The sequence below is a fragment of the Enterococcus termitis genome, from assembly GCF_001730305.1.
Lineage (GTDB): Bacteria > Bacillota > Bacilli > Lactobacillales > Enterococcaceae > Enterococcus_L > Enterococcus_L termitis.
The window spans coordinates 213,409-236,846 of the sequence record NZ_MIJY01000044.1 but is presented as its reverse complement, the minus strand read 5'-3'; the positions used below and the strand labels follow the sequence as shown (position 1 = coordinate 236,846).

Below are 23,438 nucleotides of genomic sequence, written 5' to 3'. Positions count from 1 at the left end.
CTGTATGTGCAGAGTAAAAAAAAATCATAAAAACATCTTTACAAATAGTGAATATGCGTAAAAGTAACAACGTTTCACTCACATTTTATTAAAATATGCATATAAAGATAGTTTGATTAAAAAAAGTTTTTTAAAGAAATGTAGAAAATGTAATGAAGACAACATTTGGTTTATGAACAAGAAATTCAACTATTTACTTTGCATGTATATCTAAAAGTAAAAAAAACATCATTCAATACGCTGATTCCTTCCAGAAACAACGGCCAAGCTCCTCGAGAAGCTTGGCTTTTTTCTTTGCAAGATATTTGTAAGTGAAAGTAAGATATGGTATAGTGACTATGCGCTTTTTATTTGATACATAAATTAGACTATTGGAGGGATTTGCATTGCCAAAAAAGAAGAACTCATCCTTTGAGAGTTCCATTCACGTCTACAGAGCTATGAAACGCATGACCCAACAGGAACTTGCTGATAAAGTTGGAGTATCTAGACAAACTATCATTCAACTAGAAAGAAATAGGTACAATCCTTCCCTTTTATTAGCTCACGACATAGCCGATGTTTTTGAAGTGCCGATTGAACAAATCTTCACGTTCAAAAAACTAACAGAAGACGAGCAAACAAGTAACGCAACCGACTAACGGAAGGAAAGGATAAATTATGATCGAATCACTAAAATCTTTTTTTGATAACTTGCCTGTAAATCATTGGTCTAGCCTAGTAGTAGTTGTATTGTCTATTGTATTTATCGTGTATTCTGTTTACTTTTTCTTCAGCAAAGAAGGAAAAGATGAGCGCGGAAAGAAAATAATTTCAACAGCAAGCTTTATTTCTTTCATCATTACTTTGATAATACTTTTCTCACTGAGTAATTTATTCTATGAAGTTGCTTCTTATAACGAGTTGGCATACTCATAGATTTTAAACTTTTCGGTATTGATCATTTCTACTACCGAAGCCATTGGTATTATGGTTTTGAAAAAATCAATTTAAAAAAAAGCTAACCGAAGTTAGCTTTTTTTTTGTAAAATTTTACGGCCAGCAAATTAATCTTGACCAACCACCTACAGTATTTGCAACAATCGTTTCTGAACGATCAATAGTATCTTCTGAGTTTTTACTTCTTTCAAACGAAGCACCAACAACTGCATCCACATTTTTTACATTCTTTTCTGCTTCCATTTTTTCAATAGATAATTTTCTCATAATATTTTTTCTCCCCCTTGCTTTAATAATTTGATTATAAGACGTTCTTCATAATAAGTAAAGTTCTTTTTTCAGATTGTTTTGCCAAAAAATTGAATAGATGGAACTTTTTCCGGATCAAATGCCCGCAGTAATTGATAACCTATGCCTGAAAGCCCACAAAAAAGCCCCAGTGGACAATTTTCCTGATCAGCTTTTAAAAAGTAGTTGTTCCTTGCCAAAAAATTATCATCTACATAATAATCTAAACGTCCGCAAGTTCCATGGCAGAGGCAATCATCAGTGACTTCTTGCGTCACTTTTCTTTGTTTTTTTGGAAAATCAATATGGAGTACATCACATAGGTACTTGATTCCCGATGTACCACGGCACCATGAATCATTTAGACTTTCTTCTATTGCTAGATTTTCTTTGAATTGTTCTTGATACCATTGAAAAAGAGCTTCACTTCTGTTGCTTTGCAGCACTTGATTTGCTTGGTGTAGTCCGTATAAAATCCCTCCATACCCATGAGCAAAACTATTGTTGGCCATCTCTTGACACTCAATCGAATCAATGTATCTTGCAAGTATTTTTTTTGCAATGGGCAACCGATATTCAGTGAAAATCGCTGCTACTACAGCAAGCAAACTACTTCTTCCATAAATCCAATCATTCACTTGCTCCGTTTGAGTAAGCGGCTTTTGATATAGAACGTCCAAACTTTTTTCTAAATAGACTCGATGCTTCTTATCCTTAAGCAATCGATTGACATAAAATGCTGTTGTAAGACGCATTCCTTCAGCGAAAAAGGCACTTTCATAATCCTCTTTTGAGTCTTCGGAAAGAAAAACTTCCTTTTCTAAAAGCGTAATGACCATTTGATACTCATCTTTAGGGACATAATGATGTAAGTAGACAAAATATAAATACAGTCCAGCACTCCCTTCGTAAAGATTAGTCGTTGGATAAGTTACCCCAACTTTATTGCCTTGCTCCGGCAAAACAGACAACCAGTCAATTGTTTGTTCTTTGAGATCTACTACTAGATTACCAATGATTTTATCGCCAATATTAGCGGCTTTACGTAGCAGTGGTGACTGAATCTCTGAATTTTTTTCTGAGATTGTTATTTCCTGCAAAGTATAGTCTAGTGTCTCTAAGCTTTCTTTCAGTAAAAGATAAGAAAAATGACTCGTTTTTTCAGTTATCTTTTCCATATGTGTAAGTGTGTGTTCTAACGGCGAGATGTTTAACACTTGTTGAAATTCTTGACCATCCGCATAAACACTAGTGGAAGATGTATTTGCGGTAAATAAAGGAACATCATGAACGAGCAGATTCTGTACCTCTACCGACTTGAGCTGGGGTGGAACTACTTTACTTGCCCATACATTTTCAATGATTTTTTCCCGTTCAATATAATTAGACATGCAATCAGTATGCAGTGTAAAATTCAATAAATTCCCATAATCTTGAGTATCTCTGTAAATTAAACGAATTCTTGTTTCTTGGAATAATTCTTTAACTTTGGCAATAAAGACCGCCTTATTTTCTAGTAAAAGAGTATTCATCTCTTTAAAAGCCCGTTGAATCACCTGACTGTACTTGTGATAATCAACATCTTGTCCATTAAAACGAGGAATATTTTGAGCTGCCTCCATGTACGCTTCTTCTAAACGAAAGCCAATGTTACTTGAATGAGCCTCTTGCAACCTTCGTACTTTTTGAGGAAGTTTCTGTTTTGTCCCAGATAAGGCATCTAAATCCAGTTCCCGTTTCCACTGCTCTCGCTGCGGGATCAACCCAGTAACAAGCACTGAATTTTTTTCTATTCTACGTTGCCGAGAATCTTTTTTAGTCGAGCTTAAGATATCCGGTCGAATAAGTGTCTCTACGTCAATCAGAACGGGGTGACAACCGTGAGCGATCAGATTTTCCATGTGTAGATCCGTTGCGCCTAACCAATAAGTAATAGCTAAAAGCTGACCATACTGGTGATAAAAATCACTCACCTCATGTTCTTTGAAGCATTCTTGATAGGTTACTTTTTCTTCAATAGTAAATCCGGATTGGAGCACCCTTTTTATTTTATAAAAAGGAGGAGCCGAGCTTAGGGTTTCAATATAAGTTAATAGCTCATTAAATCGTTCACCTATGGTCAAATCCTTAAATTTAAAAATCAGAGGTGTTTCTTGTATTTGAAACTGAATCACTGTTTTGCCTCGATCATGGCTATCACCTTGTCCCAGTTCTATGTGATCTAATTGGAAAGGTGCTTTAATAGCGAAAGTTTCTGACAAAAGCTCTGTTGAGTCATTTATAGCTGTAAGAAATTCTTCGATGACTTCACAAGCAAAGGTCAGTCTGGTCGCTAATACTCTAGCCAAGGTCGGATATTCTGCGAAAAAGAGGAAGGTTCTCTTTTTATCTCCAAGAAATTCTTCGATGTAGCGGGTAAACTCCGTTTCTTTTGATTCACTCTGGAGCTGATACTCTTCAATCATTTGATGAACATCCCAAGCAAGTGTTTTTTGTGCAATAAAGAAGAGTTCCTCTGCCAACTGGTCGACTAAATGAGCAATTACTTGTTCTGGTAGTTGAATCTTAGAAAATGATTGACTAAACTTTCGAATCTGTTTTTCATAAAAAGCCAAATGGAAGCGCAAGGCAGCTTTTAAACTAAACTCACAAATCTGAATTTCTTCTCTAAAAATCTCTTGGTGTAATTGAAACCATTGACTCTTTTCGATCAGCGGTAATAATACGTTTGCCCGCTCTTCAGTAAATGAGACCAGCGCCCGGCTAAACGTACGTTCATCGTAAGAACTTTGTTCTAGCATTCTTTTAAAATCAAGCGGTTTCAGTAAACTTTTTCGCGCTTGCCATTTAGTTAATGCACGTTGACACTCTTCTTCACCTAGTTGTAAACTACGCCAGCTTTGGATTCGTTCTGAACTTGTTGCCGCATAACTATAAGTCAACTCTTCTATCATGATTTCCTCTCCTTTTTTAAAACCCCTTATCCTTAATAATAATAAAAAAATAGTTAAAATACTATGTCCATTTTATTTTTTCGGTGTTTTCTTTCTGCCTCATGTAAAATAAGTAATTTTATTCTCATTTTATTCACTAACATTCTTAATAAAATGTATATATTTAGATAACATGCTTCTATATCAAGATAACCTATAAAATAGCCTGATTTCGACAAAAGAATAACAAAAAAATAAAAAATGTATTTATTTCTCTCTTTTAATAGAAATAAGCCACCTTTTCGAAAGCATTTGTTTTGTTAATTTTTTACTTTTCGTATATTATAGTTGTTAAGAGGTATGTACCAATATTTTCGAAAGGATATGAAATTTATGTTAAAACTCTATACGACAAATAGCTGTACATCATGTAGAAAAGCGAGAAAGTGGCTGGTTGACCATGAGATTCCATTTGAAGAAAAAAACTTTGGCACTACACCTATTACACTTGATGAACTAAAAAATATATTAATTCTTACCGAAGAAGGAACAGAAGATATTATCTCGATTCGTTCTAAAATCTTCCAAAAACTTGCTATAGATATCAATGAATTGCCTTTACACGAACTTTTAGAACTTGTAAAAGATAATCCTGGACTATTACGTCGTCCAATTATGATCGATGAAAAAAGACTACAAATCGGATTCAATGAAGATGAAATTCGTTGCTTCCTACCAAGATCCGTCCGTAAAAGAGAGTTATCTCAAACCTTATTATTAAGCGGCTTATAACTGTTACTACCTCGAATCCAAAAAAACGCATTGACTGCCAACCTAATTAGGGGAAGCAGCTAATGCGTTTTTATTTTTTTGATTGATTATTTTACAAACATCGCGTCACCGAAACTAAAAAATCGGTAATGTTCGTCAATGGCGTGCTGATACGCTGCTAATGTCAAATTTCGACCAGCAAAAGCGCTAACCAACATTACTAAGGTTGACTTAGGTAAATGAAAATTTGTTGAAAAAGCCTGTACGACTTTAAATTCGTAGCCAGGAGTAATAAAAATATCTGTCCAACCACTATCAGCTTTGATTTGACCATCAAATTTTGTACCAATCGTTTCCAATGTACGGATAGATGTTGTTCCAACAGCGACGATTTTGCCTCCTTGCTTACGAACCTCATTTAACTGTTCTGCGGCAGCTTCTGTTAGACGGTAAAATTCACTATGCATTTCATGTTCAGCGATATTATCCACACTAACAGGACGGAATGTACCTAAACCTACGTGTAACGTCAAATAGACTAGCTTCACACCTTTTTCTTGGATTTTATCAAGTAACTCTTGCGTGAAGTGCAAACCAGCCGTAGGAGCTGCCGCAGAGCCATTTTCTTTAGCGTACACAGTTTGGTAACGTTCAGGATCTTCCAAACGTTCTTTGATGTACGGTGGCAACGGCATTTCTCCCAGTGATTCTAGGATTTCCAAAAAAATCCCATCATAATCAAACGTCACAATTCGTCCGCCATGATCCAATTCTTCTACGACGGTCGCGGTCAATCGACCGTCACCAAAATGAATGTGCGTGCCTACTTTGGCTCTTTTAGCTGGTTTTATTAGTGTTTCCCAAGTATCTCCTTCTGTGTTGGTCAAAAGAAGCACCTCTAAATGACCGCCAGTATCAGGTTTTTCTCCATATAAACGTGCTGGTAGCACTCGAGTATCATTCATGACCAACGCGTCTCCAGCCTGTAATTCATCTACAATATCATGAAAGTGTTTATCTTCCATTTCTTCAGTTTCACGATTTAAAACTAAAAGACGTGAACTTGTTCGGTCTTTTAATGGTGTTTGAGCAATCAGTTCTTCCGGTAATTCAAAATCAAAATCTTCTGTACTAAGCATATTTGTCACTCTCTCTACTTGATTTGTCTTGGCTATTCTAACATTTTTTGTTCTATATGGCTATGAAGAAAGCAGCTGACAAATCAAAAAAGGCCCCCTACTGCTTTGGGCTGCATGTTGCAAAGCAAATCACAGCTGCCATGCTTTGGCTGAATCATGCTTAAAAATGCGAACAGATATAGCTTCAGATGAAATCCAACGAGCTCCACTGCCACTTCATTTGATCTCATCTCTGCACTTATACCTGTCCGCATCTTTGAACGATCGAAAACTTTTTAAATCGAAACGAACATTACCACCTAAACGTTAACCGTCCAATTTATTGTATTCTTGATCGTTCATAGAAGCGTGAAAATAAGCGGAGTTACATTCATTCCGACTATCGGCTTATTCAGAAGTCCTCTCACTCGCCATTTCCACACTTCCCAGATAGAAACAAAACAAAAAAATGGTGCTGGCAAAATACGCCAACACCATTGCATGTTCAGTAAATAAGCATCTTACGATCCAACTAGACCTCTAAAAAGAAAGTTCTAGATATTTTTCTCAAAATTGAGTAAAATGGAAAGTGTCGATGTTACACATTGACAGGGCAACTTGATTGGTCAGCGTTATCTGACTTCTCAGGGCTTCATGAATCAGCGCCAACTGATTTATGAAGTGCCTTTTTTATTTTATTCATTTCTATCTACTACTCATTTTAAAGAAAAATAATTTCATAGTCAACAAACTGTAAGGATAATTTCTATTTCTTTTGTTTTTTCATGATTTTGATTGACTTATATTGTCTTAAAAAGTTGATGTGTCAAGGGAATCTTCATATGACCAGAACGCATCGTCCATTGTATTTTTTTCGTTTGTCTCTTCTCTTACGCCAACCAATGACGCTTTTTTATATTTTATGGTCTTTTCATCAATAAGAAATTGCCAGCTGTTCTTTTTTCTTGATTGAATAATGTCGGTATAATCAATCATATTCTTTTTCAACCACAGTTTTTTATCTTCGTGATAACCAGAGTCATCATGAAATAGGTCATTCACCAATAAAACATATTTTGCATTATGATCTAAGCCAGCCGCCATCTGATAAAGTAACTCCGCTTCTTCAAAGCATCTCTCTTCATTATATATATCTCCTAAATAAACCAATGCATTGAAACATTCATTCAGCTGAATACCACCAGACTTAATTGATGTTTCTATGACCAGCTTAAAAAAATAGACAGCCTGCTCCTGATCTTTTGCATTTACAGCTAGCTCTCCTTGATGAAACCACATGTTAATTTTCCTTTTATTAAACATACTTACTCCTTTTGTTATGACGATCCCTATTTATATTTAGAGAGTGAAATTAGACGATTACTTTGCCTCATTCCACTCTCTTTTTTATTTTAGAATCGTTTCAGTCTTTCAGTTACTCAACTTTTTTCAGAATTTTAACATCGCCAGTCTTTGATTGCACCTTGACAGTATATTCTCCACTAGGAATCGTAGCAAAATCGTTTTTTATTTCACCCGTTTCTGTGCTGGCCTCAATATTTACTGCCTGGTTAGGGTCTTGCAGCCATTTGATAAATCCAGACTTGCTGGATACTCGGGCATTTACTTTACTATCTTGAATTGAAATGATCGGTCCAGAAATGTTTTTCATTTGTAAATTCCCTTGATTTTCCTCTGATACGATCTTTCCTTCTTCATTACTCATGAACAAGTCGCCCTTCGTCCGTTTGACAATCACTTGACCGTCAGTTGCTGTCGCTTTTAATTTTTTCGTCTCAGTGTCTTCTAAAATCATCCGTCCTGAATGATTATTCAAGACAATGTTTTCTGAGCGTAAAAATTTCAAAATAGATAAACCACGGCTTCCTTCTATAGCCAAATCGCCTAGCATTCCTGTAATAACCGTTTTCCCAGACTCACTTTTAACAGCTAAATTCATGGCAGATTCTTCTATGATCACATCTCCGAAATCACTTTCTACGTGTCCCTCATCCGCTATGATATTCTTGGCGTAGACATCTCCTGACTCTAGGTCCAGGTCAAAGTTTTTTGTCTGGATATCCAGTAGTCGTAAATCTCCTTGGGTAAGCTTTAAGTTAAAGTCATCCAAAATAGTTCCTTTTGGAATAAAGAACATCACTTCTGAACGCCCCGTTTTGGTGAACGTATCAAAAATATTTTCTTCATCCAATGTTAAATCAACTTTCTTTTTATATGTACCTGTTTCGATTTTCTGAATATCACTTTCTTTAAATCTTCCTTTAACCATCAAGCTTGGTTTTTCTGCACTAGAAACTTCTACCGTTGTGATCTCAACATCTGCATCTGAATCCAATCTAAAAGAAGCATGGTCACTTGATGAAAGTTTAATTTCTTTGTAATATTGTCTGCCCGTGTACAACAAACGATCTGTTAGGGAAAATACCAATAATGTTCCTAGACCTAATACAAAAGTTATTGCAGATAAATAATTGATCACCCGTTTCTTTTCATAAAACCAACTTTTCAGTAATTGAAAAATCAACGCTGATAATAGCAAACAAAAAACCAAAGGAATACCTGCAAGATTCTTTTCTTCATACAATTCTTTGACTATATAGATTAGAAAAAAAGAGAATGCGCATAATAATAACAGTAATGCTAATGGTTTCAGCACTCTAACAGCTGTTTTTAACACTCTTTGCATTCTTTTTTTCTGTGTCTGAATAAAAACATCTTGAATTTCTTCTCTGGGAACCACAGAAGTTTTAGCATTGATTGCTGCATCTAAGCTTAAATCAGCATAATAGTCTGCAGCAATTTCTTGAGGCGAAGCAAGTCTAGCTACGACTTCTGCTTCTGTCTGACCTTCTTCTAAACAAACAGCTAATTGCTCTAATAGATCTTCTTTTAACTCGTTGAATTCTTCTATATCTTCTTCAGCAAAAGCAGCTTTTAGTTTGTCTAAATATTCCTCCATCGTACTCACTAATCTGCCCTCCTCAATTCATTTACTTGTTCAACAAATTCATCCCAATCATGTTCTAAAAGCGCCAAATATTCTTGTCCTTTTTCTGTGATCTGATAATACTTTCTTGAAGGACCATCTGGTGACTCTTTGGCGTAAATAATACAATAAGACTCTTTGACTAGCCGGCGTAAAACCGGATAAAGTGCTCCCTCAGTGATTGGTATGAATTGATTCACTCGCTGTGTTAGTTCATAGCCGTATCGATCTTCTTTTTGAATAAAGTGGAGCACGCACATTTCTAAAGCACCTTTTTTAAATTGGCTTGAAGCCCTCATCGCTCAATCCCCTTACCACAGTTTTGATTGACAAATTACTGACCGTTTTCAAACTCTTATCTGAAATATAGTAACTATGAAAAACAACCATGACCAATTTTTGTACCTATTGATTCAAAACAACGTCTTCGCCCAAAAGCAACTATTTTTGTTTTGAGAAATAGCGGAATCTGCTACCTATTTATTCGTTGGGACAACCTATTGCTCAGCTTGTTAATAGTTATTACGGTTGTAATTCTTTTTCTCTTGAATGATACCTTGACGTTCTGCCGGTGTCAAATTAGGATCGCTGAGCTGGTTACCCCATTCTCTATTTTTTTGATTTCTTTCCTGCCAATTACCCGAAGCTCCCGAAACAGCCTCTGCCCCGCCTGTGTTTTCCTCTACTGGAGCAGCCTCTTCTGGCTGGTAGACCGCAGGCGGTTGTTCGACTTCAACCTGGGCTTGTTGCTCTGCGGCTTGGGCTTCAGCATTTTGAGCTTGGCTCTCTGCTGCTTTTTCTTCTGCCTGTTTCTCCGCTGCTTTTTTCGCTTCTTCTTTTTGTTTTTGATTTTTTTTGATTTCTTGTTCCTTCAGCTTAGTTTTGATTGAATTTTCTACGCGAGCGATTTTTTGAGAAACAATTTTCGACAGCCGCTCTTTTTTTAATGCGAAGCGTTCTCTTACAGCCTCATCTTTTGAGAAAGCAGCATCTGCATTACTGCCCATTTGAGTTGTACCCACACCGATCATTAACAGAGCTATGCAAAATAATATAAATTTTTTCATCCTAACTTCTCCTTAATCAACATATTTCTTTACTATCCTTATCCTTGGAAGGCCTCCAGTAATTCGTCGAAGCGTTTTTCTTCATCGATAATTTTCCAATATTTCTTTTCTTTCTTATCTTGTTCCAGCTCTATATGAATTGTTTTAGGTTTTGATCCGGCTTTTAATTCTTTAAATGTCTTTTTCAAAGCTTCAAATTGAATACGATCAAGGTCCTTATCCTTTAATTTTGACAGCTCATTTAATAGATCGTTTAATTGTTTTTCATCAGTCAGTTTGTCAATATCATCCAATGATTTAATCGTATCGTACCCCTTACTTTGCAACCATACAACTAATTCTTCATCTGTTTTTTTATCAACGATTTGGTCGAATTTAGACTGATCCAAACCAGTTACGGTTATCACTGCTTCATATTTTTTAGTTTTATCGTTCTTCATTTTTACAGAAAAGCTTGTTTCTTCGTCTAATTTTTCTTGATAAATCTCTGCTAATTCTTTTGCTTGTTTTTCCGTTAGTCCAAATAATTCAGAAAAATCGTCGATCAACCCTTTTTGATTGGATACATCTAGGTCATAAAAATACTTTTCACCATTCTCTTTATCTTTACCATAAATGACATTATTAATGAATGCTGTCGTAACTTCTTTGGGATCAGCACTGTTTGTGCATCCTGTAAAAACAACAACGATTAAAGCTAACAAAATGATTATTCTCTTTTTTTTCATGCGTCTTGGCTCCTTTTATGACAGTAACTGTTGATTTTTTCGTGCGTCTTTTTTATTTTTAAAAATATACTTGAATAGCGTGTAAAATTTCACTCGGATTGAATGGATATCCCCCACATGTGCGGTATCTGAATAGATCAGCCCTAACCAGCGGTAGTGGTTTTTGCGAGAAAGTTTTTGGACCTTAAATGTGATCTCAACTTTCCCTCTTAAATTAAATATACGCGAACGACTCATTTTTACATCTTTTATTTTTTGAAAAGAAAGTCTGGCTTCCTCTTGATTTAGCAAAAGGCTTAGAAAGGGATCGGTTTGATCGACGGTGATGATCACACTTCGTTCACCTAAATAATTGATTTGAACTGGAATTATTTGATCTTCTTTCACTATTTTCCCCTGATAATCTACTGGGATATTCATTGGTAAACGTGGACGTTCGTAGGCTACACTAACAGCAACCACGAGACTGATAATGTTGTATAGCAGCCAATAAAAATTAATAGATAGAATCTGCTGCCATTGAGATTGTTGACTGTACAATTGAAAAATGGCGTATATCAATGTAACTATATTGATGCCTAATAATAAAATCTGTCCTTTGCAGTTGCGCCAGTCAAAGTAGCCTTTGGTCCCTTGGACGCCTTTAACGGTAACATGGAACTTTTTATTTTTTTTCGCGCTAAACAACGTTTCTTTCCAAACCGCCCATGATACTTGCGGCGCTGTGACTAATTCATAGATATTACTTATGAAGGAATTATATTTTTTTCTCGCTACTGTTTTATACATCAAGCTTCCCGAAACAAACGCCGGCAGCCAGAATATCAGCAAGTGTGCGAAGCTTGTTTTCAGACTTGAAATATTGAACATTAAATACAGAAATGGACAAATCAAATAAATCAGTTTATACACACCTGAATACCAGTAAATAACACCATCCAAATAAAACCATTTTTGAATAAAGGACAAGTTTTTCAATTTTTTTAATGTATATTTTTTAATAACTTGAACATTTCCGCGTCCCCAGCGATCTCTTTGTTTTATATAATCAGCCAAGGTTTCAGGGGATAGTCCTGAAGCGAGTGCTTCGTTCACAAAAATACCTTGCCAGCCATTGTTTTGCAGCAATAAGCCTGTTGCCATGTCTTCTGTGATCACACCTGTCGTAAAACCGCCGATCGAATCCAGTGCCTCTCGTCTGAACAGCGCATTGCTGCCTACATATAGAACAGCATTAAATCGGTCTTTTCCTTCTTCTAAACTGCGCATGAAGAAGTCTTGTTCATTATTGATTTCACCATCCAAATACAAATTGTGCTGAAAGATATCAGAATTAAAAAAAGTTTGCGGGGTTTGAATAAAACCAATTTTTTTATCTGAGAAGTGACCTAACGTTCGTTGTAAAAATTCCTTTTTCGGAACCATATCTGCATCTTGCGTCACAATGATCTGCCCCTTCGTTTGCGTTAAGGCATAGTTCAAATTTCCCGCTTTGGCATGTTCGTGGGTCGGACGAGCGATAAACCCGATATGATGTTTTTTTGCTAGTTTTTTGACGATTTCCCGATCACCATCATCACATAAATAAATGTTCAATAATTCTTTTGGATAATCGATCGATAAACAGCCCACAACCGTTCTTTCTAGAATTTCAATATTTTCATTATATGTTGCTATCAAAATATCCACAGTAGGCAGCTCTTTCAATGCATCTAGTTTTTTTTCTTGCCGTTTGTATGGCTTCCAAAATAAAAAGACCAGTGTAAACGCCTGAACAAACCCCATAAATTCTGCCAAATACAAGAAACTTCCAGCAATGATCTCAACCCCATTTCCAGTCGGTATCGTATACACCAAGCGCCAAGATAAATAAATAACTTGAATAATAACAAATCCTGCTAATACAAATTTGCGAAAAGATTCCTTCTTTTTCGCTATAAAATAAAACAAATATAAATAGCTCAAACTAAATACCAAATAAGCTAAACCAACATTTCCCATTTTTTCTTACCCCTTCTATTATTCATAAAACAATAGTAACTAGACAACAATATACTAAGCTTTCCAACTATTGTCAATAGAATAATAGTTCTAAACTATTTTAACGATTTTCAAAAGCTATTTTTCTCTTTTTGCTACACTTCTTTTCTCTAAAAAAAACCTCTGATTTGTCCAAATCGCTATTTTGTAGCATACTAGTAGTATGGAATTGTTTGTTATCAGGTATCAAACAAGAAAGTTTCGTCAAAAAGAAAAAATCAAAAAAAGAATTTGGGGTGGAAAAGTTGATAGAGTTTCAACATGTTTCAAAGATCTACAAAGGCGGTAAAATCGCTGTGGATGATGTCAATTTGTCTTTCGATAAGGGTGAATTTATTTGCTTTATCGGAACTAGTGGTAGCGGAAAGACTACATCAATGCGGATGATCAATCGAATGACTGATCCATCAAAGGGCAAGATTTTAATCAATGGCGAGGATATTCAAACGATCAATCCTGTAGAACTGCGCCGAAAGATCGGTTATGTGATTCAAAACATTGGATTGATGCCGCACATGACGATCAGAGAAAATATCGTACTTGTGCCAAAATTATTAAAAATTGATTTAGAAGAACGAAATAAAATTGCAGAAAAAATGATCGATTTGGTTGAGCTTCCTAGAGAAATGCTTGATCGTTATCCAAATGAATTATCTGGTGGGCAGCAACAACGGATCGGTGTTGTGCGAGCACTCGCTGCAAATCAAGATATCATTTTGATGGACGAACCCTTTGGAGCTTTAGACCCAATCACAAGAGATTCTTTACAGGATTTAGTCAAAGATCTACAAGAGCGTTTGGGTAAAACGATTGTCTTTGTTACACATGATATGGATGAGGCATTAAAACTAGCAAACCGGATCGCTATTATGAGTGAAGGTAAAGTTATCCAATTTGATACGCCGGATAATATCTTACGTCATCCTGTCAACGAGTTTGTGGAAGAGTTGATTGGTGAAGACCGCTTAATTCAAGCCAAACCGGATATCACAACCGTTGGTGAAGTAATGCTGAACAATGCGATTACTATTACACCTGAAAAATCACTTTCCGAAGCGATCAAACTCATGAGAGAAAAACGGGTGGATACACTATTAGTGGTTGATGGTACTGGTGTCTTGAAAGGCTTTATCGATGTTGAAACACTTGATCGGCGTAGAACAAAAGCGACTAGTGTGAGTGATATCATGAATCCAAAAGTTTTCTTTGTAAAAAAATCATCTCTATTGCGGGATACTTTACAACGTATTTTAAAACGAGGCTTAAAATATGTTCCTGTTGTTGATGATCAGCAAAAAGTGGTCGGAATCTTGACCAGAGCTTCTCTTGTAGATATCGTGTATGACGTTATTTGGGGCGAAGAAGATTCTACAAATGAAACAGAAACAACAGATGTCACACAACCTCAAGCGGAGGTGTAAAAAATGAATCAGTTTCTTTTAGAACGAGGAAATGAACTCGTTACAAAAATTGGTGAGCATATTTTTATCTCTGGAATGGCGCTTGGCTTAGGTATTTTACTAGCTGTTCCGATTGGTATTTTATTAACACGTACGAAAAGAACAGCGGCTATTATCATTGGACTTACTAGTGCTTTACAAACAGTACCATCTCTAGCATTACTCGCTTTGATGATCCCGATTTTCGGGGTTGGGAAAATTCCAGCAATCATTGCATTGTTCATTTACTCTTTGCTGCCGATTTTACGAAATACGTATATTGGGATCAAAGAAGTCAGCTCTGATTATAAAGATGCTGCAAAAGGAATGGGTATGACCAACAGCCAATCGATTTTTATGGTTGAATTGCCGATTGCTATGCCAACGATCATGGCGGGGATTCGCCTAGCAGCTGTTTATGTGATTGCATGGGCAACGTTAGCTTCTTATATTGGAGCGGGCGGACTTGGAGATTTCATTTTCAGCGGATTGAATAATTATCAGCCCAATTTGATTTTTGCAGGAACGATTCCTGTAACTATTTTAGCTTTAGCGGCAGATTTATTGCTAGGTTTACTAGAGAAAAAAATAACTCCTAAAGCATTAAGGGAGGCAGAAGAATGAAACACAAACTAAAACTATTACTCATTGTATGCTGCAGTGCATTATTGCTTTCTGGTTGTTCATTACCGGGGCTTGCTTCAAACTCTGATGACAATACGATTGCTATCACAGGCGGAATTACATCAGAAGCACAAATTTTGGCTAGTTTAGTTTCTGGCATGATCGAGCATTACACAGATGAAAAAACTACGATCATCAATAATCTAGCGACAACAACGATCAACCATCAGGCAATGATCAACAAGGATGCACAGATTTCTGCCGCACGTTATACTGGAACAGATTTAACAACAACACTAAATTTAGAACCGATCAAAGAACCAAAAAAAGCGTTTGACGTTGTCCAATCAGAATTCCAAAAAAGATACAAACAAAAATGGTTTAATTCTTATGGATTTGCCAACACTTACGCGTTCATGGTCACACAAGAAACGGCTAAAAAGTATAACTTAAAGACAGTCAGTGACTTAAAAAAAGTTGGTGATCAATTAACAGCAGGAGTCGATACTTCCTGGATCGATCGTAAAGGAGACGGCTACAAAGGCTTCACAGAAACTTATGGCTTTGATTTTAAACGTGTCTTTCCTATGCAGATCGGCTTGGTGTATGATGCGGTAGCTGCTAATAAAATGGACGTAGTCTTAGGCTATTCAACAGATGGACGAATTGGCAGTTATGATCTTGTCATTCTTGAAGATGACTTGCATTTCTTCCCGCCTTACGATGCTTGTGCAGTAGCCACTGATGAGATTTTAAAAGAACATCCAGAATTAAAAGATATACTAGGAAAACTTTCAGGTAAGATCTCTACCGAAACAATGCAAAAACTTAATTTTCAAGCAGACAATGATTTAATGGAACCTGAAACTGTCGCTGAGAATTTCTTAAAAGAACACCACTTCTTTGAATCTGAAGGAGGTGGGAACTGATGCAAAATTTACAAGATATGAATCTTTTGCAGCAATTTCTTTACTACTTCGAGCAAAACGGCAGCTACGTTTTAAGTCAATTCGTCAGACATTTTTTGATTTCGATTTATGGCGTATTATTCGCTGCGATCGTTGGGATTCCTATCGGGATTTTCATTGCCCGCAGAAGAAAAATGGCAGGATGGGTCGTTAGTATCGCCAACCTGATTCAAACCGTTCCCTCATTGGCTATGCTATCTATTTTAATGCTTGGCTTGGGACTTGGTGTTAACACCGTTATCGTTACAGTCTTCTTGTACTCGCTTTTACCGATCATTAAAAACACTTATACAGGTATGATCCAGGTCGACCGTAATATTTTAGATGTCGGAAAAGGAATGGGTATGACTAAATGGCAGCGACTTTACATGGTAGAATTACCATTGTCAGTTTCTGTTATCATGGCAGGTATTCGAAATGCCTTAGTCGTCGCAATTGGAATCACTGCGATTGGTGCATTCGTTGGTGCCGGCGGTTTAGGTGATATTATCATCCGCGGAACCAATGCCACTGATGGTACTGCAATCATTCTTGTGGGTGCATTGCCAACGGCTTTGATGGCGATCATCACAGACTGGGTACTAGGCATGATCGAGCGACGTCTTGACCCTGCAAGTAAACACTCATAAAAATAAGACGATCCTCTGTTCTGAAGACTTTCGGAACGGAGGATCGTTTGTTTTTTGATTGATTATTCAGCCGTTTAGGACATGTTCTCCTTCACCTTTACAAACATGAAACGACTTATTTTTTTAATCGATAGCTGTAGGTTGAAACAATAATGTTATCCCGCCAAGATAATTTCAATCGCAAGCGTAAGCTTGTTTGGTTATGAAGAATATTTTGCCAACGTTTATTCGGTACAAACTGCGGAATCAAAACCGTAGTTGTGTACGCTCTTTTTGCCGAATTTTTACTTACTAAATCAACATAACGTAAAATAGGATTTGTGATCGACCGATAGGAAGAATGAACGATTGAAAAGCGAATATCTGGAAAATGTTTCTTAAATTCCGTTTCAATCTCCTTCTCTTTTACAGGATCCTCATCTATAGAAACATGCATTGCTACTACATAATCTCCGATCGAACGTGCATAATTAATGGCACCAACATTGGCTTTGGTGGCATTTCCTACTAAAACGATCACTGTATTTCCATAGTATGGCTGTACATCGATAGCCTCTTCCATACGCAATTGTTCAGCGACATTTTTATAGTGCCGATGGATACTGTAAAAAATAAAAATTAGCACAGGCATGATAATGAAAAACGGCCAGATGTCATTTAACCGATAGACAAATAGAATCACGATGATTGCATATGAAATGAACGCACCAACAATATTAGCCGTTGATTTCGATAACCATTTTTTCGTTTCTTTACGCCATTTAAGCACCATACCAGTCTGAGACAGAGCAAACGGAATGAAAACACCGATCGAATACAGTGGAATCAACCGCTCTGTTGAGCCGTGAAAGATTAAAAGTAAGACCACCGAACCCGCAGCTAACGTCAAAATACCATTTGAGTAGCCCAAGCGATCCCCACGATCCATATACATATGCGGCATAAATTTATCTTTTGCTAAATTGTAAGCTAAAACCGGAAACGCTGAAAAGCCTGTGTTCGCCGCTACAGCTAAAATCAACGCTGTCGCAAATTGCAGAATATAATAAAGTACGTTTTGACCAAAAACAGCTTGTCCGATTTGAGCCAAAACAGTTACTTCTTCTTTTGGAACGATTCCATACCAATAGTTGATAAACGTGATCCCCACAAAGAAAAAACCTAGGATCGTTGCCATTAACGCTAATGTTCCAGCAGCATTTTTAGCTCGGGGCTTTTTAAAAAAAGGAACAGCATTGCTAATTGCTTCGACACCTGTCAATGAAGACGAACCAGAAGAAAAGGCTCGCAATATCAACGCAATCGTAATGCCTGGCACTACTGTTCCAGGCATTGCAGTTGCATGGAGCGCAACGGCTCCTGTCACAATTTTAAATAGTCCAGTTGCTATTAATAATGTAATGACTGCAATAAAGCTGTAGACTGGAAGCATTAAAAAACCAGCTGATTCCCTAAGTCCGCGTAAATTCATCAGCATGATCAATAAAACGATCCCGATGGAAATAGCAACTTGATGCCCATAAAGTGCTGGAACTGCCGAAATAATCGCTTCAGCGCCTGCTGAGACAGAAACAGCGACAGTTAACATATAATCGACCAATAAGGAGCCGCCAGCGACTAAGCCCGCATTTTTCCCCAAATTTTCACTACTGACGACATATGCGCCGCCCCCATGAGGATATGCATGAATGATTTGCCGATAAGACAAGGTTAATGAAATAAGTAAAATAATAACAAAAGCAGCGATCGGCAAAGAATACCAGATAGCAGCAGCAGACAACGTGACAAGGACAACAACAATCTGCTCAGTTCCATATGCAATCGATGATAACGCATCTGATGACAATAATGCTAAAGCAGCAAAACGGCTTAATTTATGCTCATCATTCTCCGCAGACTTCAATGGTTTCCCGATAAACAATCGTTTCAAATAGTCCACATCGTTTCCTTCCTTTCTTTCAGAAAAAAAATCTATTTTTTCATAAACAATCACATATGCTACGCTCTTAGACCACAAATGTCAATTATTTTATAGTGATTTCTACAGATAGAAATACGTTCTTTTAAACTCTCGCTGTTTGCCTTTTCCAACTCCGTTCTAAAAAGACGCCCACAACGATTCCATTGCAGCTTACTTGCAGCAAAATCATTGTAGGGCGCTTCTTTGATGTCTACTTTTTATAGTTGATAATACTCTTGACTCATACTTTTATATTCGTCCAAATGCCATTCCTGATCCGCACTCTCATTTACAGAAGCTTCAACTGAATCGTCTTTTTTAAGGGAATTCGTTGTCAGCATATGGGCGATCGTTTCATCCTGCATTTTGATCGTATGTTTTAAGCGTATTTTTTCCAGCTTTAATTCGGTGATCTCTTCTTGTTGTATATCTTTTTTCTCTAATAAATTACCTAAAACCTGTTTGTCCTTGATCATAACTAATGTTAAAACAGTGCTCAGCACAATCAGAAAATACACAACAATCACTAAATTCATATCCATTTTATTTCCTCCTAACAATCCGTTATTATATTACCACGTTAGAAGGTGTTTATTTCCTCATTTTTTTACTTAAAACTCTCATTTTTCATATTTTTTTGAGAAAATAGATATATTTTTAAGTTTTTGAGAAAAAAATATACTCAAAGTAGATAAATGTGATCAAAAGTGATTTCAGTGACATAATCACCAATACTTCTATATACCTGCTCTTGAATTCTAATTCTTAGTTCTTGATCAGTCGCATTGAAGTTGGTTGGGACAACTAAATCAAATAAGATCCTCGGTTTAGCACCATGTTCCACCAAACGAATATCATGTGCTCTTAGCTCTTTGTCGATTGATTTGATGATTTTCTTTATTTCCAAATGAATGAATTGCTGTTTTTGATCGTGAAGATTCACAGGGTCAATATGGCAAACAAGTTCGACGCCTAATTCTTCTTTAAATTTCTTTTCGATCGCATCGATTTTTTCATGAGCATGAGGTAAATCCCAGCGATCATCAATCTCAATATGCACAGAAGCAAAGGTTTTATTTGGTCCATATTGATGAATCAGCAAATCATGATAACCAATAATATCAGAAACAGAAGACAAGTATTTCTTCATCTCATCAATTGCCTCTTGGTCTGGTCGTAAACCCATTAATTCATTGATAAACTCTCGAATCAACTGAAGTCCACTAAAAATAATGTAACAAGCAATCAACAAACCGACAAAGCCATCGATTTTGATTCCTGTCATTCCTTCTACAGTTGCCGACAGCAAAACTGCGATCGTTGTAAACACATCATTCAAACTATCTTTAGCCGTAGCAATCAACGTATTCGAATCAATTTTTTTGGCAACTCTTTGGTAGAAGATCCCTTGCCAGACTTTAACCAAGATAGATAGTAATAAAACAACTAAGATCACTGGCGTGACCTTAATACTCTGTGGATCTCTGATTCGTTCAATCGATGTCATAAAAAATTGAAAGCCCACAAAAGTAATCAATAAAGAAACGAGCATACCACTAATATACTCAAAACGTTCGTGTCCATAGGGATGCTCTTTATCTGCCGGCTTTCCTGCAATATAAAACCCCACCAGTGTCAATATCGAAGAAACTGTATCTGATAAATTATTCATTGCATCAGCCATAATAGACACACTGCCCGATACTAAACCAATCAATAATTTACTGACAAAAAGCAGTAGATTCGATAATAAACCCATAACGCCTGCAAAAATACCGAAGCTTGTTCTCATATCAGAATTTTTTTGTTGTCTTTTTTCAAAACACTCAATCAAAAAATTTATCATCACAATTCCTACCTTTTTTTAGCATATCTTAGAACTATAAAATGATTTTTGTTATTTGTATAGTAAAACACTGCTTTTTTTAGCGAGTTTTTATTGTTTAGAAAGACCCAAGTTGATCGATTGGGCATCATTGTTTTTTTGTTAGGCATCCCTTGAAAATAGCAGCGCATAAAAAATGGAAACTAGGATATAACGCGAAGAGTTATATCCTAGTTTCCTAAAAATCAACGATACGGTTTGAATAACCTGATTCTTTTATTCCAAGCTCGCTGATGATTTTTAATGGAAAATATGACTTTCATGTGAGACTTTAGCTAATTTCTTCGTCTTTTCTTCAATATAAGGATATAAAATGACCCCTACTAAACAGAAGACTACTGTGATACAAACTAAAATAATGATCGCTTTCCACGCATTTGGCCAGTAGATTCCTCCAGCAGACTCTCTCAATAAATTCACTGCATGTGTAAACGGCAATAGTGGATTGATGAATTGGAAGAACTTACCGGAAACTTGAATTGGGTAGTTTCCTCCCCCACCTGAGATGGAAAGTACTAAAATAATAATCGCGATCCCTTTACCCACATTACCAAATAAAGCGACTAATACATAGACCATCATCATAAACGTAAATGCAATCAACAGGGCAAATAGCACACTATAAAACGGTTGTCTTACGTCTACGCCTAATAAGAAGTAATTTCCTAGTGTAACGATCAATGCTTGAGCTAAGCCCATAACTATAAATGTCAGCATTCGTGCAGAAAATTGTTCTCGTTTAGAGTATTTACCACGATTTTTTTCATCTAAATAGAAATCTGTCGTTGCTATACTTGAAAATAGAACCGCTCCAACCCACAGACACAGCGCTGTATAAAACGGCGTACTGGCAGATCCGTTATTAGCGATTGGATAAATTTGATTTTCAGCAATCTCCACAGGTTTTGTGAAAAAGTCACTTTCGGCGTTTGCATCTAGTTTAAGGAGCTTGATTACTTCACCAAGATCGACATCCTTTTCACCTTTACGGATGGCTTCTGCTGCTTTGTGCAGCCCTGTTTTGATATTTGGCCAATCATTTTGAACCAAATCATTTGCTTTGTCTAATGCGGCTTCTAGATCCGGCATTTTTTCATTGACTGTTTTCAAGGTTCCAGTAATATTTTCTCTGATTTCTGGGTAATCATTTTGAACAAAGGCAGCGGCTAAGCCAAGCTTTTCTTCAACAATTGGTAATTCGTTATTGTATAATTCTGCACCTTTATTGATACCATTGACGATCGTATCCATATGACCATTCAATAAAAGATTAGCATCATGAACTTCCTGTTTGATCGCTGGCAATTCTGCTTGATATTTTTCCAATATACCGATGGCATTGGATACTGTTGCCTCTGTTGAACTTAACAAGGCAGCGAAATCAATTTGTTTGGCTTGTGATAGAAGTCCTTGAGCTGTATTGATCGTATCGATCAACTTGGTTAAAATGTCGTTTACATCTGCGGCAACGCCATCAACATTGATACTTCCTGCTATGCCGGCAATATTGTCCGCAGTTGCTCTGATTTCTTGTAAAACAGCTTCTAACTGTTCTGCTGAGATCGTATCTACATCAATACTATCAACACGCGCCTTTAGACCTCCAATTAAGGTACTTAGGTTTGTTAAATTATCGATGATCGGCTGTAAATTTTGATTGCCTGCTGAATTTTGGATATTCGTTAGCATGACGATCAATTGATCGATCGCTGCTTGTTGTTTAGCTAAGCTATCTGAGAACTGAGCGAATAATTGTTTCAAGGCTGCCCGTTCTTCCGGAGTTAACTCATTATCTGATAATAATTGTTCAATTTGTCCTGCAATCGCAGAAACATTGGAACCGATCGTTTGAACAGACTCAAGTGTTACTCTAATACTGCTGGTAATACTTGGCAATGCTTCCTGTAATTTAGAAGCCCCCTCACTTGTAGCTGTTGCTAATTGATCTGCCTGATCACCTAATTGTTGAATATCAGGCAACGCACGTTGAACGCCTTGAATGATCGTCAAACCTTGTTTGGCTTCTTCAATTCCTTCTGACATCGTTTGTTCAACAGAAGCGAAATCCTCATCGATCATCGCTAACTGTTTCCCCGCATTCTGAATTTCTGGGATTTTTTCTTGTAAGGTCAAAATGACTTTTGCTTGTTCTCTAATTGTTGGCATTTTAGCATTTAAATCAACTACTTTAGCACCTAATGCATCAACTTCTGGTAAATATTCAGCAAATTCATTTGCTTTTGCTAATTTTGCTTTCAGCTCTGGCATCTTTCCATGCAAAGCGACTACTTCTTGAGTGTATTTATCGATTTCAGCAATATTTGCATCCGTAGAAAGAATCATATCTTTCACTTTCGTAATACTCACCAAATTCGAATCCAGATCGTAACCTATTTCATTAAACACACTGACCAATGTCTTGCTGGCCGTTTCAATGAACTGATCCGTGATCTGAGCTTGAAGAGAGGTTGCTCCTTTTTCAGCAATTTTTGGTGCGATTGCATTGATTTTCTCATTGATGGAATATTCTATTTTAGGCTTAGTAATTTCTCCAGTGGTAAAACTCAGTAAATCTTTGGAAAAATCTTTCGGTAAGTAGATACCTGCATAGTATTTCCCTGATTTCACACCTTTATCAAGCTCTTTCTTTGAATCGACAAATTTCCAGCCCAACTGCTTGTTCTCATGCAGATTTTTAAGCACTTCATCTCCTATATTCACTTCTTTATCTTTAAACGAAGCGGCTTGGTCATCACTATAAACCGCAATCGGCAATTCTCCTGTGTTTGCATATGGATCCCATAAAGCTTTAATATTGAACCATGCATAAAGCGATGGAATGATCATCAGTGCAATAATTAATAATGTTGCGATTGGGTTTTTAAAAATGCGTTGCCAATCTAATTTAAATAACTTCAAAGTATTTTTTATATGTTTCATCCTGCTCACCCACTCTTTTTATTGACTGATATACTTTAGCATAGTTTTTTTATCCATAACAAATGAAAAAAGCTGTTTCTGTCTATTTCTACGACAAGTGGT

20 protein-coding genes are annotated in these 23,438 nt (G+C 36.6%); 7 read left to right on the top strand and 13 right to left on the bottom strand.

The window, feature by feature from the left end:
• Window positions 1–386 precede the first annotated feature (386 nt).
• Both BCR25_RS16520 and BCR25_RS16515 read left to right on the top strand, forming a co-directional pair.
• Window positions 387–641: a helix-turn-helix transcriptional regulator gene (locus BCR25_RS16520; protein WP_069664701.1), complete on the top strand. Its 255-nt coding sequence runs from the start codon at window positions 387–389 to the stop codon at window positions 639–641.
• A gap of 19 nt (window positions 642–660) precedes the next feature.
• Window positions 661–918, top strand: coding sequence for a hypothetical protein (locus BCR25_RS16515; protein WP_245792175.1), 258 nt, complete (start codon window positions 661–663; stop codon window positions 916–918).
• A gap of 114 nt (window positions 919–1,032) precedes the next feature.
• Here the strand turns inward: BCR25_RS16515 and BCR25_RS20485 are convergent, their stop codons facing one another.
• Both BCR25_RS20485 and lanM read right to left on the bottom strand, forming a co-directional pair.
• Window positions 1,033–1,206 (bottom strand): hypothetical protein, encoded by a 174-nt coding sequence (locus BCR25_RS20485; protein ID WP_169819033.1) that lies wholly within the window; start codon window positions 1,204–1,206, stop codon window positions 1,033–1,035.
• Window positions 1,207–1,277: 71 nt separating this feature from the next.
• Window positions 1,278–4,181, bottom strand: coding sequence for a type 2 lanthipeptide synthetase LanM (lanM, locus tag BCR25_RS16510; RefSeq protein ID WP_069664700.1), 2,904 nt, complete (start codon window positions 4,179–4,181; stop codon window positions 1,278–1,280).
• A 372-nt stretch (window positions 4,182–4,553) separates the two neighbouring features.
• On the opposite strand from lanM, the gene spxA reads away from it, so the two are divergent.
• Window positions 4,554–4,952 (top strand): transcriptional regulator SpxA, encoded by a 399-nt coding sequence (gene spxA / locus BCR25_RS16505; protein WP_069664699.1) that lies wholly within the window; start codon window positions 4,554–4,556, stop codon window positions 4,950–4,952.
• Between the two features lie 86 nt (window positions 4,953–5,038).
• Here the strand turns inward: spxA and queA are convergent, their stop codons facing one another.
• The 7 genes from queA to BCR25_RS16470 all read right to left on the bottom strand — a co-directional run bounded on the left by queA (window position 5,039) and on the right by BCR25_RS16470 (window position 12,852).
• Window positions 5,039–6,070: a tRNA preQ1(34) S-adenosylmethionine ribosyltransferase-isomerase QueA gene (gene queA / locus BCR25_RS16500; protein WP_069664698.1), complete on the bottom strand. Its 1,032-nt coding sequence runs from the start codon at window positions 6,068–6,070 to the stop codon at window positions 5,039–5,041.
• A 789-nt stretch (window positions 6,071–6,859) separates the two neighbouring features.
• Window positions 6,860–7,348 (bottom strand): hypothetical protein, encoded by a 489-nt coding sequence (locus tag BCR25_RS16495; protein ID WP_139124612.1) that lies wholly within the window; start codon window positions 7,346–7,348, stop codon window positions 6,860–6,862.
• A gap of 136 nt (window positions 7,349–7,484) precedes the next feature.
• Window positions 7,485–9,029 (bottom strand): DUF4097 family beta strand repeat-containing protein, encoded by a 1,545-nt coding sequence (locus tag BCR25_RS16490; RefSeq protein ID WP_245792180.1) that lies wholly within the window; start codon window positions 9,027–9,029, stop codon window positions 7,485–7,487.
• Between the two features lie 8 nt (window positions 9,030–9,037).
• On the bottom strand, window positions 9,038–9,355 hold the full coding sequence (locus tag BCR25_RS16485; RefSeq protein ID WP_069664695.1) for a PadR family transcriptional regulator: 318 nt from the start codon (window positions 9,353–9,355) through the stop codon (window positions 9,038–9,040).
• Window positions 9,356–9,568: 213 nt separating this feature from the next.
• Complete coding sequence (locus tag BCR25_RS16480) at window positions 9,569–10,123, bottom strand: hypothetical protein (protein ID WP_069664694.1); 555 nt, start codon at window positions 10,121–10,123, stop codon at window positions 9,569–9,571.
• A gap of 38 nt (window positions 10,124–10,161) precedes the next feature.
• Complete coding sequence (locus BCR25_RS16475; protein ID WP_069664693.1) at window positions 10,162–10,851, bottom strand: hypothetical protein; 690 nt, start codon at window positions 10,849–10,851, stop codon at window positions 10,162–10,164.
• A 15-nt stretch (window positions 10,852–10,866) separates the two neighbouring features.
• On the bottom strand, window positions 10,867–12,852 hold the full coding sequence (locus BCR25_RS16470; protein ID WP_069664692.1) for a glycosyltransferase family 2 protein: 1,986 nt from the start codon (window positions 12,850–12,852) through the stop codon (window positions 10,867–10,869).
• 284 nt (window positions 12,853–13,136) lie between these two features.
• On the opposite strand from BCR25_RS16470, the gene BCR25_RS16465 reads away from it, so the two are divergent.
• From BCR25_RS16465 to BCR25_RS16450, 4 genes are read left to right on the top strand one after another with little or no spacing between them, the layout of a single operon-like run.
• Complete coding sequence (locus BCR25_RS16465) at window positions 13,137–14,312, top strand: betaine/proline/choline family ABC transporter ATP-binding protein (protein WP_211272520.1); 1,176 nt, start codon at window positions 13,137–13,139, stop codon at window positions 14,310–14,312.
• A 3-nt stretch (window positions 14,313–14,315) separates the two neighbouring features.
• A complete protein-coding gene (locus tag BCR25_RS16460; protein WP_069664691.1) occupies window positions 14,316–14,954 on the top strand; it encodes an ABC transporter permease in 639 nt (212 codons plus the stop codon).
• Entirely contained in the window at window positions 14,951–15,883 is a 933-nt protein-coding gene (locus BCR25_RS16455; RefSeq protein ID WP_069664690.1) for an osmoprotectant ABC transporter substrate-binding protein, read from the top strand. Before BCR25_RS16460 ends, BCR25_RS16455 begins: the two co-directional genes overlap by 4 nt.
• A complete protein-coding gene (locus BCR25_RS16450; protein WP_069664689.1) occupies window positions 15,883–16,551 on the top strand; it encodes an ABC transporter permease in 669 nt (222 codons plus the stop codon). The genes BCR25_RS16455 and BCR25_RS16450 overlap by 1 nt, the downstream gene beginning before the upstream one ends.
• 115 nt (window positions 16,552–16,666) lie before the next feature.
• Here BCR25_RS16450 and BCR25_RS16445 read toward each other — a convergent pair whose 3' ends face one another.
• The 4 genes from BCR25_RS16445 to BCR25_RS16430 all read right to left on the bottom strand — a co-directional run bounded on the left by BCR25_RS16445 (window position 16,667) and on the right by BCR25_RS16430 (window position 23,336).
• Window positions 16,667–18,490, bottom strand: a complete 1,824-nt coding sequence (locus BCR25_RS16445; RefSeq protein ID WP_069664741.1) for an APC family permease — start codon at window positions 18,488–18,490, stop codon at window positions 16,667–16,669.
• Between the two features lie 239 nt (window positions 18,491–18,729).
• Window positions 18,730–19,053: a hypothetical protein gene (locus tag BCR25_RS16440; RefSeq protein WP_069664688.1), complete on the bottom strand. Its 324-nt coding sequence runs from the start codon at window positions 19,051–19,053 to the stop codon at window positions 18,730–18,732.
• Between the two features lie 140 nt (window positions 19,054–19,193).
• Entirely contained in the window at window positions 19,194–20,357 is a 1,164-nt protein-coding gene (locus BCR25_RS16435) for a cation diffusion facilitator family transporter (protein ID WP_069664687.1), read from the bottom strand.
• 279 nt (window positions 20,358–20,636) lie between these two features.
• The gene (locus BCR25_RS16430; protein ID WP_069664686.1) at window positions 20,637–23,336 is read right to left on the bottom strand and encodes a YhgE/Pip domain-containing protein; all 2,700 of its coding nucleotides are present in this window, start codon (window positions 23,334–23,336) and stop codon (window positions 20,637–20,639) included.
• Window positions 23,337–23,438: the final 102 nt, after the last annotated feature.